Here is a 16,893-nt window from a genome sequence, read left to right on the forward strand (position 1 = left end):
GGGGTCGGGCCGGGCGGGGTCGGGCCGGGCGGGGTCGGGCCGGGCGGGGTCGGGCCGGGCGGGGTCGGGGGGCCGGGTGGGGTCGGGTCGGGTGGCGCGGTGCCGGGCGTTGGGTCGGGCCGGATGGGGCCGGGCCCGGCCTCTCCATAGCTGGGACAGCCCCAGTGCCGAGGTGGGTGCCGGGACGCTACAGACCTGATCGCACATCTGGATCGCCGGCCTGCACTTCGGCACTTCCCCCGTCGCGTAGCTGAACAGGCAGCCGGACGGTGCGGTCATCTCGCCGCGCCCGAGCGTCCCGCCCTCGCTCCCGGAGCCCGCCCCGACCCACGGTGCCACTGCCCCGACCCACGGTGCCACTGCCCCGACCCACGGTGGCTCACCGCGATCCGCGGTGGCTCACCGCGATCCATTGATGCGATCAAGTCTGTAGCGCTGCTGAGGTCCCCTGACTGCGGCCGACTTCGGTCACCGTCAGCGGCGCGGCCACCGCCCCTCGCCGTGGCCACCGTCAGCGGCGTGGTCACCCCCCAGCGGCGGCGTCACCCCCAGCGGCGGCGTCACCGTCAGCCTCGCGATCCCCACGAGCCTCGCGATCCCCACGAGCCTCGCCGTGGCCACCAGCCCTCCGTCACCGTCGGCGATGCCCGACCGTCACCGCCTTCGTGCCGGACCCGGACGTGCTCCCGGCGTGCAGGTGGCGGGGCTACTTGAGGATGAGGCGGTTGGTCTGCTCGAAGACCTCCAGGTCGGCGAGGGTCTCCGGGACCGAGGCAGACAGCGGCGACGGGAACTCCCCGCGGTGGAAGAAGCCCGCGTCGGTGGTCTCGTCGGTCATCCGGGCCAGGTCGCCGTCCCAGTCCTCGACCCGGAACGCGGTGGTGAAGATCTGGTACGTGTGGCCGTACATGTTGGTGTGGGTGCGGTCGGGGCCGGTGTAGAGCGCGAAGGCGCTGACTCGCAGCGCGCGCAGGCCGGTTTCCTCCCGGACCTCGCGTACCGCGCAGTCGGCGATCGACTCGCCGAGTTCCATCGCGCCCGCCGGCAACGCCCAGTGTCCGTTGTCGGAGCGTTGGATCAGCAGCACCCGGCCCGCGTTGTCGCGGACCACGGCGCGGGCCCCGACGAACATCAGCGTCCGGTCACCGGCCAGGGCGCGCAGTTGCCCCACGTACGAGTCGGCCCAGGAGATGCTCACCGGGACAATCTACGCAGCTTCGCCGGGCCGGTCCGGCGATCCGGGGGGTTCCCAACCCGTGACCGGCGACACTAGCTTGTTACCCATGCGTAGCACGATGATGGACGCCCCGCTTCAGGTCTCCCGGATCCTCGAACACGGCTCCACCGTGCACGGCACGGCCGAGGTGGTGACGTGGACCGGCGCCGAGTCCCGCCGGATGTCGTACGCCGAGGTGGGCCGCACGGCCGCCCGGCTCGCCCACGCCCTGCGCGACGAGTGCGGGGTGACCGGCGACGAGCGGGTGGCCACCTTCATGTGGAACAACACCGAGCACCTGGTGGCGTACTTCGCGGTGCCCAGCATGGGCGCGGTGCTGCACACCCTGAACATCCGGCTCTTCCCGGACCAGGTCGCCTACATCGCCAACCACGCCACCGACCGGGTGGTGCTGGTCGATTCGACGTTGATCCCGCTGCTGGCCCGGGTGATCGGCGAGATGACCACCGTGCGGCACGTGGTGGTCGCCGGCGGTGGCGACCCGGCTCCGCTGACCGCGGCGGCCGGCGACCGGATCACCGTGCACCACTGGGACGACCTGCTGGCCGGGCGCCCCGAGACCTACGACTGGCCGGAGGTGGACGAGCGGGACGCCGCAGCGCTCTGCTACACCTCCGGCACCACCGGCAACCCCAAGGGTGTGGCCTACTCTCACCGCTCGATCTACCTGCACTCGTTGCAGATCTGCATGCCGGAGGGCTTCGGGCTGGCCCCGACCGACCGGGAGCTGGCCATCGTGCCGATGTTCCACGCGATGTCCTGGGGGCTGCCGTACGCGGCGTTCCTCTCCGGCGCGTCGCTGATCATGCCGGACCGCTTCCTCCAGGCCGCGCCGATCGCCGAGATGATCGCCGCCGAGCGCCCCACCCTGGCCGGCGCGGTGCCGACCATCTGGAACGACCTGCTGGCGTACCTGGACAGCCACGACGTGGACACCTCCTCGCTGAAGGAGGTGATCGTCGGCGGTTCGGCCTGCCCGCCGGCGCTGATGCACGCGTTCGCCGAGCGGCACGGCATCGACGTGATCCACGCCTGGGGGATGACGGAGATGTCCCCGCTCGGCTCGGTGGCCCGTCCGCCGGCCGGGGCCACCGGCGACGACGCCTGGCGCTACCGCTACACCCAGGGTCGGGTGCCGGCCGGGGTCGCCGCCCGGATCGTCGGCCCGCTGGGCGAGCCGCTGCCCGCCGACGGGACGTCCGTGGGTGAGCTGGAGGTCCGTGGGCCGTGGATCACCGCCCGGTACGTCGGCGACGAGGCCCCCGACGAGGAGAAGTTCCGCGACGGTTGGCTGCGTACGGGCGACGTCGGCACGCTCTCCCCGGACGGTTTCATCACCCTCACCGACCGGGCCAAGGACGTGATCAAGTCCGGCGGGGAGTGGATCTCCTCGGTGGAGCTGGAGAACGCCCTGATGGCCCACCCGGACGTCCAGGAGGCGTGCGTGGTGGGGGTGCCCGACCAGCGCTGGGACGAGCGTCCGCTCGCCACGGTGGTGGTCCGCGAGGGCGCCTCGGTGACCGCGGAGGAGCTGCGCGAGTTCCTGGCGAAGTCGGTGGCGCGCTGGCAGCTGCCGGAGCGGTGGGCGTTCATCGACGCCGTCCCGAAGACCAGCGTCGGCAAGTTCGACAAGAAGGTCGTCCGGTCCCGGTACGCCGACGGCGGGCTCGAGGTGCGGGAGCTGGCGGGGCCGTAACGTTTTTCGGCGACCCGTCGCAGTAAGGGGCAGGGACGTTACTCCTGAAGCATCCCTCCCCCAGGGGCGGCCCCGGCGTTCGCACCGCGCCGGGGCCGCCCTTCCTTTGCGGGGCGACCCGCACAGTCATTGTCGCGAAACTCGTTCGGCTCTGTCCGGACGATTGCGAAATACCCTCGCGAACTATTCCTCGGCGGTGCTGACCAGCACCTTTCCGACCACCGATTCTTCCACCGCCTGGTGCGCCGCCGCCGTGTCGGCCAGTGGGTAGCGGTGCAGCGGCAGTCCGGCCTCCGCACCCACCCGTACGCCGCCCTGGGCGACCGCCGCCGCCACGTCGACCAGCGCCTGCGCCTTGGCCGCCTTCGGCTCGGTGTAGACCAGCACGAACTGCCAGCGGACGTTCGACACCATCAGCGGCCGGATCGGCAGGGTCACCTCGTCGCCGCCGTCGTCGGCGTACACGCAGACCGCCCCGCCGGGGCGCAGCAGTTGGACGTCGGTCGCGGCGTTGCGCGCGGCGGACACCTCGACGATGGTGTGCGCGCCGTCGGGCGCGACCTTGCGGACCTCCTCGACCACGTCCTGCCGCCGGTAGTCGACCACGAAGTCCGCGCCGGCCGCCGCCGCGAGCTGTGCCTTCTCCGGGCTGCTCACGGTGGCGACGACGCAGGCGTCCGCCCAGCGGGCGAGCTGGATCGCCGCGTTGCCGACCGCGCCCGCGCCGCCCTGCACCAGCACCACGTGGTCGCTGAGCGCGCCCGGGTGCAGCCGGTCCGGCATGTACTCGCCGGCGGTGAGGCAGCGGTGCGCGGTGAGGAACGGGATGCCGAGGCAGGCGCCCAGGTCGAAGGAGGCGTCGCCGAGCGGCACCGCCTGCCGGACCGGGACCACCGTGTACTCGGCGGCGGTGCCCCAGGGGCGCTGCCAGGCGGCCTCCCAGAGCCACACCCGTTCGCCGATCAGGTCCGCCTCGACGCCCTCGCCGACCCCCTCGACCACTCCGGCGCCGTCCTGGCCGGGCGTCTGCCAGCCCTCCGGCAGCGGCCACTGCCGCCGTGCCTTCCAGTCGGTGGGGTTGACCCCGGAGACGGCCAGCCGGACCAGCACCTCACCGGGACCGGGCTCCGGCACCGGCCGGTCGACCAGCCGCAGCACCGAGGGGTCGCCGCTGTGCTCGTACACGATCGCCTTCATCGCGCTCTCCTCAACCTCGTGCCGCAGCCCTACCCGGACGGGACGTGATCATTCCGATCCGGCCCGCCCCGCGAACCGTATAACCGGGTGGGCGGCGACAGGGGAGTGGTCATGCGGGACATACCGGTGCCGGTGACGCCGACGAATCTGACGGGGGTGGCCACTACGGTGACCACGTGGCGGCCATACCCGCGCGACTGACCTGGGCGGTGGACCGGCTCGCCCCTCGCCCCGGCGACCGGGTGCTGGAGGTCGGCTGCGGCCGGGGCGTCGCCGCCGAGCTGATCTGCCGGGCACTCACCGACGGCACGCTGCTGGCCGTCGACCGCTCGGCCGGCGCGGTCCGGGCCGCCGAGGCCCGCAACGCGGCGGCCGTCGCCGCCGGCCGCGCCGCGTTCCGGGTCGCCGAGTTGGCCGCGTTCGACCCCGCCGACGGCCCGTTCGACCGGATCCTCGCCGTCGACGTCAACCTGTTCTGGGTCCGCGCGCCCGGCGTGGAGTTCGCGCTGCTGCCCCGGCTGCTCGCACCCGGCGGCGAGCTGCACCTGTGCTGGCAGCCCCCCGACGCCGGCCGGCTGACCATGATCGTCGAGCGGGTGGCCGCGCGGCTGCGGGAGACCGGCTGGGCCGTCGACCCGGCCGTCCGCCCCGACGGCCCGTTCTGCGCGGTGACCGCCCGCCGCGCCCGCTGACCACGGGCGGCCCGAGGCGTGGCGTCGGTCAGCCGAACTGCTCCACGACCTCCGGGGTGAGGGCGTCCACCGAGGCCAGCGTCACGGCGGCGAGCGCCGCCGCGTCCGGGTCCAGCGGGTACGACCCGTGCGGCACCGCGACCACCCGCATGCCGGCGGCGGCCGCGGAGCGTACCCCGTTGGAGGAGTCCTCGATCGCGACGCAGCGGGTCGGGTCGACGCCGAGCCGCTCGGCGACGGCGAGCCAGACGTCCGGCGCGGGCTTGCCCCGCGCCGTCTCCTCGGTGGAGAGGGTGACCCGGAACGCGGCGGCCAGGTCGGTCGCGGCCAGCGCCGCCGCGATCAGCCGGGTCGGCGACGAGCTGGCCAACCCCAGCGGCCACCGCGCGGCCATCCGGCGTACGACCGCGTCGGCGCCGTCGATCAGTGGTACGCGCTGCGCGTAGCGCCGGGTCATCTCCTCGACCACCTCGGTGGCGACCTGCCCGGCGGTGCGGTCGACGCCCAGCTCGCCGCTGAGGTATTCGGCCCACTCGCCGGTGCTCATCCCCATCAGTCGGCGCTGGGTGTCCGGCTGCCAGGTGCCACCGTGCGCGGCCACGTACGCCCGCCGGACCTCCTCCCAGACCGGCTCCGAGTCCACGATCACGCCGTCCAGGTCGAAGATCACCGCGTCCACCGTCACCCGCCCATCCTGCCTGCCCGCCAGACGTGCCGCAGTCCCGCCCCGCCCGGTCACCCGCTGCGCCCGGTCACCCGCCCGGTCACCCGCCCGCCACGCCACGCCCGCTGCGCCACGCGCGCTGCGCGTCACCATGCCGCCGAACTGGCGGTGTCAGGGCTGTGGTGACACCGCCACATCGCCGACCTGGTGATGATCTTGCCCGGCCCGGCCAGCTGTCGGGTCGGGTCAGGACCGGAGGGCGGGCAGCCCGATCGGGTTGTTCTCCGGGATCACGGTGTGGCAGGCGCGGGCCATGGGTTCGAGGAGTTCGCGAAGGCGGTCGACGCGGTCCGCACCGAGGCTGACCCAGGGGCGCGCGGCGGCGCGGTCGGTGGCGGCCTCGACGGCCTGGAAGCCGGCCCGGCCGGCATCGGTCGGCTCGCCCTCGGGGTCGAGCCAGCCACGTTCGGCCAGCCGGCCCCGGGCCGCCTGCCACTGCTCCTCCGACCAGCCCCGGCCGAGCAGGTTCTGCAGGGGCATGTCCACCGCGACCCGCCAGGCCAGCGTCTCGACCGGGTCGAGACCGGCGGCGACCAGGGCGGCGACGTGCCCGTCACCGCGCGACTCGCGCAGCGTGGTGGCGGCCTGCCAGAGCCGGGCCAGCGGGTACTCGCCGCGGGGCAGGGCGGCGTTGGCCGCGCCGAGCACCCGACCGGCGGTGTCCAGGGCGGCGGACGCCTCCTCCAGCAGGTCGCCCGCCTCGACCAGGTGCGACTCCGGCAACTCGTACGTCAGCTCGGCCAGCGCCTGCACGGCGCCGGTGAGCCGGGCCCGTAGCGCCTCCTGCGGGGTGGCCAGCCTCCAGACGGCGGGCAGGGCCCGGGACACCATGTGCGGGGCGAAGTTGAAGAACGCCGCGACCACCGGGGCGGCGTCGGTGGGCCCGAGCGGCGCGGCCCGGCCGGCGAAGTATCCCCGCCAGTAGCCGCGCAGCCCGACCGCCTCGTACGCGGCGCGGGCCCGGGGATGGAAGTAGGTGACCGCGTGCAGGGGTTCGACGTGCGTCCACATGAGCCGGGCCGTCCGCCCGGGATCGTCGTCCAGCACCGGCACGTGCACCTCCGCGTGGTGAGGGGTCACCGTGCGGCGGCGGACCGCCCACGGTGACCCCGAACCTACTGCGCGTGTACGACGACCGGGAAGACCCGTGTGGCCTACTGCACCGCGAGGACGTCGACGATGAAGCGCAGCGGGCCGGCCGGCGCACCCGGACGCTGCGGCTTCTCGCCGTACGCCAGGTCGGCCGGGATGTCCAGCTGCACCCGGCTGCCGACGGTCTGGCCCTGCATGCCCTGGTCCCAGCCCGGGATGACGTTGCCCTGGCCGAGCACGAACGAGAACGGCTCCGAGCGCTTCCAGGAGGCGTCGAACTCCTCGCCGGTCCGGTAGGACACGCCGACGTAGTTGACCGTGATCTGCTGGCCGGCCTGTGCCGCCGGGCCGTTGCCGCGGATCAGCGGGGTGGCCTTCAGTCCGGTCAGCTCGCCCTCGCCCTTGCCGGCCGCCGGCTTGGTGCAGAGCGCCTGGTCCGCGCCGTCGGGCAGGGTCGGGAATCCGCCCGGGCAGCCGGCCGGCGAGGCGGCCTGCTTCGGGGCGTCGTCGTCGCCACCGCGGGTCACCACGAAGACCCCGACGATCACCGCGATGACCACCAGTCCGGTGAGTGCGCCCAGCCAGGCCTGGCGGCGCTTCTTCGCCTCGGCGGCCTTCTGCGCGGCCAGCTGGGCGGCCAGCCGCCGTTGCGCCTTCGTCTCCGGGCCCTGGCCCGCCGACCGGTTCTCCGTACGCTCGCTCACGTCCTCGACTCCCTGCTGGTGTGGGTGACCGGCCCGGCGACCCGGTGCCGTGGCCAGCGCACACGGTACCTGGATCGATGCCGTCGGCGCCCCGTCGCCCGCCCGGTCCGCCACCGGGCGTACCCGGACCGCCCTGGCCGTCCGATTCCGTCCCGGCGTGACACCTCTGCGGCGGTAGATTCCGACCATGGCGATCCTCACCGACGACGACCTGGCCCTGCTCTCCGAGCCGCAGCTCGCCCATGTGGCGACCATCGAGGCCGACGGCACCCCACACGTCACCCCGGTCTGGGTGGACACCGACGGCGAGCACATCGTGTTCAACACCGCCAAGGGGCGGCAGAAGTACGTAAACATCCAGCGCAACCCGGTGGTCGCGGTGTCCGTGGTGGACAAGGCGGACGACTTCCGGACCCTGTGGGTGAAGGGCGCCGCCGAGTTCGTCACGGAGGGCGCGGACGAGCACATCGACCGGATGGCGAAGAAGTACCTCGGGCAGGACACCTACCCGTTCCGGCAGCCGGGCGAGGAGCGGGTGATCGTCCGGATCACCCCGACCGAAAGGCTCGGCCGGGGCTGACGGCCCGGTCAGGCGGTCTTGCGGGGGGCGGCCTTCTTCTCGGCAGCCTTCTTCGCCGGGGCCTTGGCCGCCTTCTTCTCCGCGGTCTTCCTGGCGGCCGTCTTCTTCGCCGGTTCCGTCTTCTTCGCGGCCTTCTTCGCCGGGGCCTTCGCGGCCTTCTTCGCGGCCTTCTGCGCCGAGCGCGCCGCGGAGATCGGGGTCGGCTCGCCCGCGCCGCCGGCCGGCTCCTCGCCCCGGGCGGCCCGGGCCCGTTCCACCGAGGCCTTGAGCGCGGCCATCAGGTCCACCGCGGCGGCCGGCGCGGCCTCTTCCTCCTCCGGCTGCACCACCTCGCGCCCCTCGACCTTGGCGTCGATGACCTCCTGCAACGCCGCCCGGTAGTCGTCGGTGAAGGCGTCCGGCTGGAACTCGCCGGCCATCGAGTCGATCAGGGAGGAGGCCATCGCCAGCTCCGGGGGGCGGACCTTGAGGTCCTCGTCGAGGAAGCCGAAGTCGGGGGTACGCACCTCGTCCGGCCAGAGCATCGTGTTGAGCAGCAGCACGCCCTCGCGGACCCGCAGGGTGGCCAACTGCTCCCGCTGGCGGATCGCCACCTTGACGATCGCCACCCGCTCCGAGTCGGCCAGCGCGTCGCGCAGCAGCACGTACGGCTTGGTGGCCGCGCCCTCCGGCTCCAGGAAGTACGCCTTGTTGTAGAGGATCGGGTCGACCTGCTCCGCCGGGACGAACTCCAGCACGTCGATGGCGTGCGAGGTGGTCAGCGGCAGGTCGGCGAAGTCCTCGTCGGTCAGGATCACCATCTCGCCGCCGCCCAGGTCGTACCCCTTGGCGATGTCGTCGTAGGTGACCTCCTCACCGCACACCGAGCAGGTCCGCTTGTAGCGGATCCGACCGCCGTCCTCCCGGTGCACCTGGTGGAAACGGATGTCCTTCTCCTCGGTGGCCGAGTAGAGCTTCACCCCGATCGAGACCAGCCCGAAGGACACCGCCCCCTTCCAGATGGCGCGCATGCCGTACTCCTCTCCCCGATCTGACCAGGATCGCAAACGATCGAAGCGCACGCACGCGCTTCCGTGCGCAACTACAGTCGTAGGCGTGCCCGGCGCGCCGCTGAAGCCGATGCTCGCGATGACCGGGCAGCTCCCGGTCGGTGACGGCTGGGCGTACGAGTTCAAGTGGGACGGGGTCCGGGCGCTCGCCGACATCACCGGCGGCCGGCAGCACCTGTACGCCCGCAGCGGCGTGGAGATCACCGTCGCGTACCCCGAGCTGATCACCCTGGCCGAGCAGGTCGACGACGCGCTGCTCGACGGCGAGGTGGTGCTCTTCAACGCCGCCGGGCAGCCGTCGTTCACCGCCCTCGCCGAGCGGATGCACGTACGGGACCGGGCGAAGGCGGCCCGGTTGGCGGCCGGCGTGCCGGTCACGTACATGATCTTCGACCTGCTCCGGCTGCGCGGGGAGGACCTCACCGGGTGGCCGTACCACCGGCGGCGGTCCGCCCTCGACGGCCTGGGTCTCGGCGCGGCCCGCTGGGCGGTGCCCCCCTCGTTCGCCGACGGCGCCGCCACCTACGAGGCGGCGGGCGAGCACGGCCTGGAGGGGGTGATGGCCAAGCGGGTCGACGCCGCCTACCGGCCCGGGGTGCGCTCGCCGGACTGGGTGAAGGTCAAGCTGGAGGTGACCGGCGACTTCGTGGTCGGCGGCTGGCGGCCCGGTGCGCGGAAGATCGGCGGCCTGCTGGTCGGGGTGCCCCGCCCGGACGGCCGGCTCACCTACCGGGGCCGGGTCGGCGGCGGGATCGGCGCCGCGCTGGAACGGGAACTGCTGCGGGAACTGGATCCGCTGCGTACCGGCGCGTCGCCGTTCGCCGGGGACGTGCCCCGCGAGGATGCCCGGGGCGCGATCTGGGTGACCCCTCAGATCGTGGTCGAGGTCAAGTACGGCCAGCGCACCCCGGACGGGCGGCTGCGGTTCCCCCGGGTGCTGCGGCTGCGGCCGGACAAGCCGCCGGAGGAGGTCGACGATGCCGGGTGAGCGGCTGAAGGTCGAGGTCGAGGGACGTGCGTTGGAGCTGTCCAACCTGGACAAGGTGCTCTATCCCGAGGCCGGGTTCACCAAGGGCGAGGTGATCGACTACTACACCCGGATCGCCCCGGTGCTCCTGCCGCACCTGACCGACCGGGCACTGACCCGCATCCGCTTCCCCAACGGCGTCACCGGCGGGTCGTTCTTCGAGAAGAACGCCCCGGCCGCGACCCCCGGGTGGGTACGCACCGAGACGCTGCCCGCCCCCGGTTCGAGCAAGGGCCGGGAGACCATCGACTACGTGGTCGCCGACGACCTGCCCACCCTGGTCTGGCTGGCCAACCTCGCCGCGCTGGAACTGCACACGCCGCAGTGGAAGGTCGGCGAGCACCCGGACATGATGGTCGTCGACCTGGACCCGGGGGCCCCGGCGGCGTTGAAGCAGTGCTGCCAGGTGGCGCTGCTGATGCGCGACCGGCTGGCTCTTGACGGAGTGGAGTCCTACCCGAAGACGTCCGGCAAGAAGGGCATGCAGCTCTGCTGCCCCATACGCGGCACCCAGTCCTCCGACGACGTGTCGGCGTACGCGAAGCGGATCGCGCAGGAGCTGGAGAAGGCGCACCCGAGGTTGATCGTGTCGAAGATGGCGAAGAACCTGCGGCCCGGGAAGGTCTTCATCGACTGGAGCCAGAACAACGCGGCGAAGACGACCGTCGCGCCGTACTCGTTGCGCGCCCAGTCGGTGCCGTCGGTGTCGACCCCGCTGACCTGGGACGAGGTCGAGGCGGGGGCGGCGGGCAAGCGGCCGTCGACGAAGCCGTACACGGCGACGGAGGTGCTGAAGCGGGTGGCGAAGCAGGGGGACCTGCTGGCCCCCCTGCTCGACGGCGGCCCGGAGCTGCCCGCCCGCTGAGGCCCGTCAGGCGTACGGCCAGGTGGTGTACGAGATGCGTGCGTTCAGGTTGGCCGGCACGCCCAGCCAGGCGTAGCAGTTGACCCGGACGACCGTGTCCGCCCCGGAACGACCCCAGCCCGCCAGCACGCAGTGCCCCCGGATCGGCTGGCTGTCGAAGTGCGGTGCGTGCGCGTTGACGAAGGCGGTGCCGTACGTCGTCGCCGTGTTCCGGAACGTCATCTGGTAGCGGCCGGTGCCGAGCAGCGTCCTGACGGCCCCGCCGTACGCGTCCGACGTCGAGTTGTACGAGTCCCCGGGGAGGACCCCGTCGCGGATGTTCTCCCCGTAGAGGGTGCCGCTGGCGAAACGCGGGCCGGTCGAGTGGCCGAGCAGGTCCACCCGGGTCCCGTAGGTGACCGCGAAGCGGGCGTCGACCGGGATGCCGGCCGCGTTGGCGCAGCGGACCTGCCAGTGGTCGGGCCAGGAGATCTGGCAGTTCACCGCACTGGTGCCGAGCGCGGTCACATGGGTCATCGGGAAGTACGCGGTGCCGGGCGGCTCCGGGTTCGGGTTCATCCGGAACTGGTAGCGGCCGGTCCCCAGGCGCTCGTACCGGATCTCCCCGCCGGTGGAGTCGTACCCGTAGCCGGCCGGCAGGGTACGCAGCCCGGTCGGCGCCGCCTGGTCGGTGGCGAACCACGCCAGCCGGCCCTGGTGGATCTGCCGACGGTTGGTGTAGGTCGCCACGAACCGGCTGTCCACCGGCGCCCCGGTCGCCGCGAAGCAGCGCACCAGGATCAGCAGGTCCTCGCCGCCGAGGAGGGTCCGGTACCAGCCGGCGACCGTGCAGTGCACCGGCCCGCCGCCGTACGCCACGGCGTGCGCGACGCCGCCCCGCGCCGGCGCATTCTCCAGCACCACCGTGTACGCCCCGGTTCCGGTGCGCCGGACAACGACGTCCCCGTCGGCGGAGCTGGCGGTCCAGCCGTTGGTGACCACGTACTCCGTGGTGGTCGGCTGGTCCGCCCAGACCGTGGCGGTGACGACCGGATCGATCACGGGGAGCGGGTCCGCCCCGGCCGGCCCCGGCACGGCCAGCGCCGCCCCGACGAGCAGCGCGCTGATCCCCGCCGCCACCCAGCTTGTACGTCGCATGAAAGTAGCCCTTCTGCCCTGGCCCTGCGTGTCGACATCAGACACCTGACCCCCGCGCCACGAGTCTGACAACCACCGTCAACGCCCGACCGATCGACTCCGGGTCGCCGGCATGGCGACTTCCGGCAAAGCGGGACACCCCGGTGCCGCCGGCATGGAGTCGATCAAGGCGGCCTGGAGTGAGCAGCCGAAGCCGGCGCGCCACGCCGACCGGGCCGGACGAAGTCCGGTGGGGTCCGTAGGCTGGGCACAGTCGGTCGAGGGGAGTGTGCCGATGGCGCGTACGGACGCGATCATGCCCGGGCCGGCCGCCGGACTGACGGCCACGACCGACGAATCCGCGCTGTTCACCTTCCTCGACGACGCGACCGGGGAACGGACCGACCTGACCGCCGGCCAGCTCGGCGGGTGGGCGGCCCGCTGCGCCGGCCTGCTGCGCGACGGCTGCGGACTGGCCCCCGGCAGCCGCGTCGCGGTGCTGCTGCCGCCGCACTGGCGTACCGCCGCGGTGCTGCTCGGGGCCTGGTCGGTCGGGCTGGCGGTGTCGTTCCGGCCGCGGGCCACGGCCGGGCTGCCGGTCCTCGAGCCGGGCGGCGACCGGCCGTACGACGCGGTGTTCGTGACCCCGCAGCGGCTCGACGACTGGCTGGAGGACGTGCCCGAGGGCGTGCACCGTTACCTCGTCGGCACCGGGTCCGCGCCGCTGACCGACGTGCCGGTCGGCTGGCTCGACTGGTCCACCGAGGTGCTCCGGCACACCGACGCCCCGCCCGACGTGACCACCATCCGCCCCTCGGACCCGGCCAGCCCGGACGGCACCAGCTATGACGACTGGGGCCGGCTCGCCCGGGACCTGGCCGACCAGCTCGACCTGCGGGCCGGCGACCGGCTGCTGGTCGACGCCACCGAGCACGAGCAGCCGTTGAAGTGGCTGCTCGCGCCGCTGGCCGTCGGCGCCTCCGTGGTCGTCTGCGCCAACCTGGACCGAAGCCGCCTGGACGACCGCATCGCCACCGACCGGATCACCCGCGTCCTCTGAGCGGTGCGCTCGCCGGGGTGCGGCGAGCACATTAGGGGATCCCCTGAGGACGGAGCCCGACCTCAGGGGCGTACGACGCGGGTTTTCTCCGGTGGCCGGCGCGGCGGCGCGGTGACAGCGTTGCCTGCATGGCATCCCGACCTGTCCGCCGCTGGCGCCAGCTCGCGGTCTGGCTGCACGTCGTCACCTCGGTGGGATGGATGGCGCAGGCCCTGGCGATCTTCGTGTTGCTGGTGACCAGCCTGACCACCCAGAGCCGTGAGGTGGCGGTGAGCGCCACCTCGATGGCGCAGGTGCTCGACGGCCGGCTGCTGGCTCCGCTGGCCAACGCCTCGGCGTTCACCGGGTTCATGCTCGCCGCCGCGACCCCGTGGGGGTTCGTCCGGCACTGGTGGGTGCTGGTGAAGTTCGTGATCACGCTGGTGCAGCTCCACCTGGGCATCTTCGTTCTCAGCGGGGCGCTGGCGGAGAGCGCCTCGGCGGCGGCCACCGGCGCTTCCGGGCCGGCCGTGCCGTTGGCCGTCGGCTCGGCGCTGATGGCCGGTGCGATCGCCTTCCAGGCGTGGGTGTCGGTGGCCAAGCCCTGGTCGACGACCCGCTGGATGCCGGCGGACCGCCGGCGGGTCTCCGCCGAGACGGTGCCACGCTGGGTGTTCGTGGCCACCGTCGCCGGGGTCGTCGCGGACCTCGCCGTCGCCGCGGTGCTCGGCCATCCGGCTCCGCTGGTCTCCCTGACGATCCTGGCCGCCTGGCTGGTGCTGCGCCGCCGCCGGGCGGCGATGGTGGCGGCCGTCGGCTCCGAGCGGCCTGAGGCGCGCGCCTCTCGGTAGCGCTGCTCAACGCCCTTTCGTTACACCCGACGCCCACCATTTCCCCAGGGCTGTCGCCGACGCCTCTGACGTGGTCTTATACCGGGACGGCGACGTCACTGACCCTGGTCATGGCAACCCCGCGTCGCTCCGCACCGCTCTCCATCCCCCGAAAGGTGCATCGATGCACAGAAAATCGGCCTTCCGACTGGCAGTCCTCACCGCCACCGCTGCCACGTTCCTGACCTCCGGTGGCGCGTACGGCGCGGTGGCCGCACCCGCACCCGCCCCCGCCTCCCCGGGTGTCGAGGCGTGTGAGACGGACGCCGACGGGCACAGCATCGCCCGGGTGGCCGAGGGCGCCACCGCCAAGGAGCCGGCGCTCTACTCCAAGAACGAGGCCAACGCCTACGGCGTGATCAAGGATGCCCCGCGCCTGGCCAACGGCAGCGTCACCGTGCCGACGGTCTTCCACATGATCTCCGACCACCCGCTCAGCGAGGCGGAGACGAGCCGGTTCAACACCATGATCGCGGCGCAGATGGAGGTGCTCAACGACTCGTTCGCCGGCCGCACCGCGGCGGACGCCGCCGACACGCCGTTCCGGTTCGACCTGGTCGACACGACGTGGACGGTGAACAGCGACTGGTACACCGTCGTGCCGGGCAAGAACGAGCGGGACATGAAGAAGGCGCTGTACACCGGCGACTCCCGTACCCTGAACGTGTACGCGGCGAACATCGGCGACGGGCTCCTCGGCTGGGCGTACTTCCCGAAGGGCTACAACAACGGCCGCGACTACATCGACGGCGTGGTGCTGCTCGACGAGTCGATGCCGGGCGGCACGGCTGGCAAGTACGCCCTCGGCGACACCCTGACGCACGAGGTCGGGCACTGGCTGATGCTGGAGCACACCTTCGCGCACGGCTGCTCCGCCTCCGGCGACTTCGTGGAGGACACCCCGCGTGAGGCGCACCCGCAGTTCAACTGCCCGGTCGGCGCGGACAGTTGCACCGCGCCCGGGCTGGACCCGATCCACAACTTCATGGACTACACGCAGGACTCCTGCATGAACATGTTCACCGCCGGTCAGGCGGACCGGATGAGCGACGCCTGGGTCGCCTTCCGGGCCGGCGGCGCCGGCTGAACCCACCCCCCCTGGTCCTCCCCGGACCATCAGGTGAGTTGATCAAGAGGTTTGCGTCACCGATGAGCATGTCGGAGACGCAAACCTCTTGATCGTTCCCGGCAGGGCCAGTTCCGGCAGGGCCAGGGGCGTCAGTCGAAGGCGGCGGCGAACATGCCGGGCTCGTACGAGCCGCCCTTCTGGTGCAGGATCACGGCGAGCCGGTTGGCCGCGTTGATCAGGGCGACCAGGGAAACCAGGGCGGCGACCTGGTCGTCGTCGTAGTGCTTGCGCACCTGCGCCCAGGTCTCGTCGGAGACGCCCTGGTGGGCGTCGGCGAGCCGGGTACCCTCCTCGGCGAGCGCCAGCGCGGCCTGCTCGGCCTCGGTGAAGACGGTGGACTCGCGCCACGCGGCGACCAGGTGGAGCCGGACCGCCGTCTCGCCGGCCGCTTCGGCGTCCTTGGTGTGCATGTCGATGCACCAGCCGCAGCCGTTGATCTGGCTGGCCCGCAGCGACACCAGCTCCTGGGTGGCCTTCGGCAACGGCGACTGCTGGATCACCAGGCCGGCGTTCGCGAACCGCTTGAAGAACTTCATGGCGGTCTCGTTGTCGAACATGTTGAATCGGGCGTCCATGGTTTCCGTCCTTCGCTCGTGGGGTGGACGAACACGAGATGCCGGCCGGCGCATTCCTGTGACGCCGCAGCCCGGTGACGGGAGCCACAGGCCGCTGGTGTCACACGACGGCTGGTTCCGGCATCTGGTGGGTGAGGCCAGTCGAGAGCGAACAGGAGTCACCCATGGCAGGCACGCCGCAGACCGCAGCCGACCGCCCGGACCCGGCGACCGACGTGTTTCTCGCCCACCGCAACCTGCTCTTCACCGTCGCGTACGAGATGCTCGGCTCGGCCGCCGACGCGGAGGACGTACTCCAGGAGACGTGGTTGCGGTGGGCGGGCGTCGACCTGGGCGTGGTCCGCGACCAGCGCGCCTACCTGGTCCGGATCACCACCCGTCAGGCGCTCGGCCGGCTGCGCACCCTCGGCCGCCGCAAGGAGTCCTACTTCGGCCCCTGGCTGCCCGAGCCGTTGCTCACCGCGCCGGACGTGGCCGAGGACGTCGCGCTGGCCGACAGCGTCTCGATGGCGATGCTGATGGTGCTGGAGACACTCGCGCCGACCGAACGGGCCGTGTTCGTGCTGCGGGAGGTGTTCGACCTCGGGTACGACGAGATCGCCGAGGCTGTCGACAAGACCCCGGCGGCGGTCCGCCAGATCGCGCACCGGGCACGGGCGCACGTCGCGGCACGCCGGCCACGCCAGGTTGTCTCGGCCGCCGAGACCCGCGGTGCGCTCGACGCGTTCCGGCGGGCGGTCGAGACCGGTGACCTGCAGGGTCTGCTCGACATCCTCGCGCCGGACGTGGTCCTGCTCGGTGACGGCGGCGGTGTCAAGCAGGCCGTGCCGCGGCCCATCCTGGGCGCTGACAAGGTGGCCCGCCTGCTGGCCGCCGGGTGGAGCAAGGTCCCCAGCGTCACGTCGTGGCGGACGACGCAGGTCAACGGTCACCCGGCGCTGATCCTGCACCTCGACGGCGAGCTGGACACCCGGGTTCCGCAGCTTGTAGTTAAACGATCATCGGAATCTGGCCGCAGAGCAGCGAAGATTGACGTGTGTCTCCGGAAGGGCGTGTGTCTACGCTCTATCGCCGGTGTCTGGTCTTGGTTAGCGCGGGTCGAAGGTGGTGACCCGGGCTGGCGGCTGGACGGAAAGTGCCTGGTAGATGGCCTTGTGTTCGGGTCGTAGCGGGGTGGTCTGCACGACGGTGCCGGCGGGTCCGGCGAGGGTGACCTGGCTGATTCGCCCGAGTTGCCGGTTGATGTTTCGCCACGTTTCACCGGTGGCGCGTTCGGCGACG

Annotated in this window: 17 protein-coding genes and 1 pseudogene; 9 read left to right on the forward strand and 9 right to left on the reverse strand. The window is 72.6% G+C overall.

Annotated elements, in window-relative coordinates; genetic code table 11:
* Window positions 1–706: 706 nt before the first annotated feature.
* Window positions 707–1,198, reverse strand: coding sequence for an NUDIX domain-containing protein (locus GA0070560_RS27400; RefSeq protein ID WP_091302961.1), 492 nt, complete (start codon window positions 1,196–1,198; stop codon window positions 707–709).
* Between the two features lie 100 nt (window positions 1,199–1,298).
* Between GA0070560_RS27400 and GA0070560_RS27405 the strand changes: the two genes are divergently transcribed.
* Complete coding sequence (locus tag GA0070560_RS27405; RefSeq protein WP_170839608.1) at window positions 1,299–2,933, forward strand: fatty acid--CoA ligase; 1,635 nt, start codon at window positions 1,299–1,301, stop codon at window positions 2,931–2,933.
* Window positions 2,934–3,116: 183 nt separating this feature from the next.
* Here GA0070560_RS27405 and GA0070560_RS27410 read toward each other — a convergent pair whose 3' ends face one another.
* Window positions 3,117–4,130: an NADPH:quinone reductase gene (locus GA0070560_RS27410; protein ID WP_091302964.1), complete on the reverse strand. Its 1,014-nt coding sequence runs from the start codon at window positions 4,128–4,130 to the stop codon at window positions 3,117–3,119.
* A gap of 176 nt (window positions 4,131–4,306) precedes the next feature.
* Here GA0070560_RS27410 and GA0070560_RS27415 point away from each other — a divergent pair, with 176 nt between their 5' ends.
* Window positions 4,307–4,822 (forward strand): SAM-dependent methyltransferase, encoded by a 516-nt coding sequence (locus GA0070560_RS27415; protein WP_091302966.1) that lies wholly within the window; start codon window positions 4,307–4,309, stop codon window positions 4,820–4,822.
* A gap of 28 nt (window positions 4,823–4,850) precedes the next feature.
* On the opposite strand, the gene GA0070560_RS27420 is transcribed toward GA0070560_RS27415, so the two are convergent.
* The 3 genes from GA0070560_RS27420 to GA0070560_RS27430 all read right to left on the reverse strand — a co-directional run bounded on the left by GA0070560_RS27420 (window position 4,851) and on the right by GA0070560_RS27430 (window position 7,342).
* Window positions 4,851–5,507, reverse strand: coding sequence for an HAD family hydrolase (locus tag GA0070560_RS27420; RefSeq protein ID WP_245675753.1), 657 nt, complete (start codon window positions 5,505–5,507; stop codon window positions 4,851–4,853).
* Between the two features lie 225 nt (window positions 5,508–5,732).
* On the reverse strand, window positions 5,733–6,590 hold the full coding sequence (locus GA0070560_RS27425) for an SCO6745 family protein (RefSeq protein ID WP_425412731.1): 858 nt from the start codon (window positions 6,588–6,590) through the stop codon (window positions 5,733–5,735).
* Window positions 6,591–6,700: 110 nt separating this feature from the next.
* The gene (locus GA0070560_RS27430) at window positions 6,701–7,342 is read right to left on the reverse strand and encodes an FKBP-type peptidyl-prolyl cis-trans isomerase (protein ID WP_245675754.1); all 642 of its coding nucleotides are present in this window, start codon (window positions 7,340–7,342) and stop codon (window positions 6,701–6,703) included.
* A 187-nt stretch (window positions 7,343–7,529) separates the two neighbouring features.
* Here GA0070560_RS27430 and GA0070560_RS27435 point away from each other — a divergent pair, with 187 nt between their 5' ends.
* The gene (locus GA0070560_RS27435; protein ID WP_091302972.1) at window positions 7,530–7,922 is read left to right on the forward strand and encodes a PPOX class F420-dependent oxidoreductase; all 393 of its coding nucleotides are present in this window, start codon (window positions 7,530–7,532) and stop codon (window positions 7,920–7,922) included.
* Between the two features lie 8 nt (window positions 7,923–7,930).
* Here the strand turns inward: GA0070560_RS27435 and ku are convergent, their stop codons facing one another.
* Complete coding sequence (gene ku / locus GA0070560_RS27440) at window positions 7,931–8,932, reverse strand: non-homologous end joining protein Ku (RefSeq protein WP_091302974.1); 1,002 nt, start codon at window positions 8,930–8,932, stop codon at window positions 7,931–7,933.
* Window positions 8,933–9,017: 85 nt separating this feature from the next.
* Between ku and ligD (GA0070560_RS27445) the strand changes: the two genes are divergently transcribed.
* Complete coding sequence (gene ligD / locus GA0070560_RS27445; protein WP_091302976.1) at window positions 9,018–9,959, forward strand: non-homologous end-joining DNA ligase; 942 nt, start codon at window positions 9,018–9,020, stop codon at window positions 9,957–9,959.
* Entirely contained in the window at window positions 9,949–10,863 is a 915-nt protein-coding gene (gene ligD / locus GA0070560_RS27450) for a non-homologous end-joining DNA ligase (RefSeq protein ID WP_091302978.1), read from the forward strand. The genes ligD (GA0070560_RS27445) and ligD (GA0070560_RS27450) overlap by 11 nt, the downstream gene beginning before the upstream one ends.
* Window positions 10,864–10,869: 6 nt before the next feature.
* Here the strand turns inward: ligD (GA0070560_RS27450) and GA0070560_RS27455 are convergent, their stop codons facing one another.
* Window positions 10,870–12,000 carry a hypothetical protein gene (locus GA0070560_RS27455; RefSeq protein WP_139131619.1) on the reverse strand — a complete coding sequence of 377 codons (1,131 nt, stop codon included), beginning with the start codon at window positions 11,998–12,000 and terminating at the stop codon, window positions 10,870–10,872.
* Window positions 12,001–12,274: 274 nt separating this feature from the next.
* Here GA0070560_RS27455 and GA0070560_RS27460 point away from each other — a divergent pair, with 274 nt between their 5' ends.
* From GA0070560_RS27460 to GA0070560_RS27470, 3 genes are all read left to right on the forward strand, one after another.
* Window positions 12,275–13,039: a TIGR03089 family protein gene (locus tag GA0070560_RS27460; protein WP_245675755.1), complete on the forward strand. Its 765-nt coding sequence runs from the start codon at window positions 12,275–12,277 to the stop codon at window positions 13,037–13,039.
* A 128-nt stretch (window positions 13,040–13,167) separates the two neighbouring features.
* On the forward strand, window positions 13,168–13,869 hold the full coding sequence (locus GA0070560_RS27465) for a hypothetical protein (protein WP_091302982.1): 702 nt from the start codon (window positions 13,168–13,170) through the stop codon (window positions 13,867–13,869).
* Window positions 13,870–14,032: 163 nt separating this feature from the next.
* Window positions 14,033–14,995 carry a zinc metalloprotease gene (locus GA0070560_RS27470; RefSeq protein WP_091302984.1) on the forward strand — a complete coding sequence of 321 codons (963 nt, stop codon included), beginning with the start codon at window positions 14,033–14,035 and terminating at the stop codon, window positions 14,993–14,995.
* A gap of 131 nt (window positions 14,996–15,126) precedes the next feature.
* Here the strand turns inward: GA0070560_RS27470 and GA0070560_RS27475 are convergent, their stop codons facing one another.
* Entirely contained in the window at window positions 15,127–15,612 is a 486-nt protein-coding gene (locus GA0070560_RS27475; RefSeq protein WP_091302986.1) for a carboxymuconolactone decarboxylase family protein, read from the reverse strand.
* Window positions 15,613–15,776: 164 nt separating this feature from the next.
* On the opposite strand from GA0070560_RS27475, the gene GA0070560_RS27480 reads away from it, so the two are divergent.
* Complete coding sequence (locus tag GA0070560_RS27480; protein WP_091302988.1) at window positions 15,777–16,781, forward strand: RNA polymerase sigma-70 factor; 1,005 nt, start codon at window positions 15,777–15,779, stop codon at window positions 16,779–16,781.
* On the opposite strand, the pseudogene GA0070560_RS30175 reads toward GA0070560_RS27480, so the two are convergent.
* Window positions 16,701–16,893: pseudogene (locus GA0070560_RS30175) on the reverse strand (IS1634 family transposase); the annotation flags it as partial. The gene GA0070560_RS27480 and the pseudogene GA0070560_RS30175 sit on opposite strands and share 81 nt — an antisense overlap.

Origin of the sequence: Micromonospora halophytica (genome assembly GCF_900090245.1) — a bacterium.
In the GTDB taxonomy this organism is placed as follows: Bacteria; Actinomycetota; Actinomycetes; order Mycobacteriales; family Micromonosporaceae; genus Micromonospora; species Micromonospora halophytica.

Coding starts and splice junctions, on each gene's coding strand:
- GA0070560_RS27405 (WP_170839608.1), top strand. CDS start 1,299: ATGGACGCCCCGCTTCAGGTCTCCCGGATCCTCGAACACGGCTCCACC.
- GA0070560_RS27410 (WP_091302964.1), bottom strand. CDS start 4,130: ATGAAGGCGATCGTGTACGAGCACAGCGGCGACCCCTCGGTGCTGCGG.
- GA0070560_RS27435 (WP_091302972.1), top strand. CDS start 7,530: ATGGCGATCCTCACCGACGACGACCTGGCCCTGCTCTCCGAGCCGCAG.
- ku (WP_091302974.1), bottom strand. CDS start 8,932: ATGCGCGCCATCTGGAAGGGGGCGGTGTCCTTCGGGCTGGTCTCGATC.
- ligD (WP_091302978.1), top strand. CDS start 9,949: ATGCCGGGTGAGCGGCTGAAGGTCGAGGTCGAGGGACGTGCGTTGGAG.
- GA0070560_RS27455 (WP_139131619.1), bottom strand. CDS start 12,000: ATGCGACGTACAAGCTGGGTGGCGGCGGGGATCAGCGCGCTGCTCGTC.
- GA0070560_RS27460 (WP_245675755.1), top strand. CDS start 12,275: ATGGCGCGTACGGACGCGATCATGCCCGGGCCGGCCGCCGGACTGACG.
- GA0070560_RS27465 (WP_091302982.1), top strand. CDS start 13,168: ATGGCATCCCGACCTGTCCGCCGCTGGCGCCAGCTCGCGGTCTGGCTG.
- GA0070560_RS27470 (WP_091302984.1), top strand. CDS start 14,033: ATGCACAGAAAATCGGCCTTCCGACTGGCAGTCCTCACCGCCACCGCT.
- GA0070560_RS27475 (WP_091302986.1), bottom strand. CDS start 15,612: ATGGACGCCCGATTCAACATGTTCGACAACGAGACCGCCATGAAGTTC.
- GA0070560_RS27480 (WP_091302988.1), top strand. CDS start 15,777: ATGGCAGGCACGCCGCAGACCGCAGCCGACCGCCCGGACCCGGCGACC.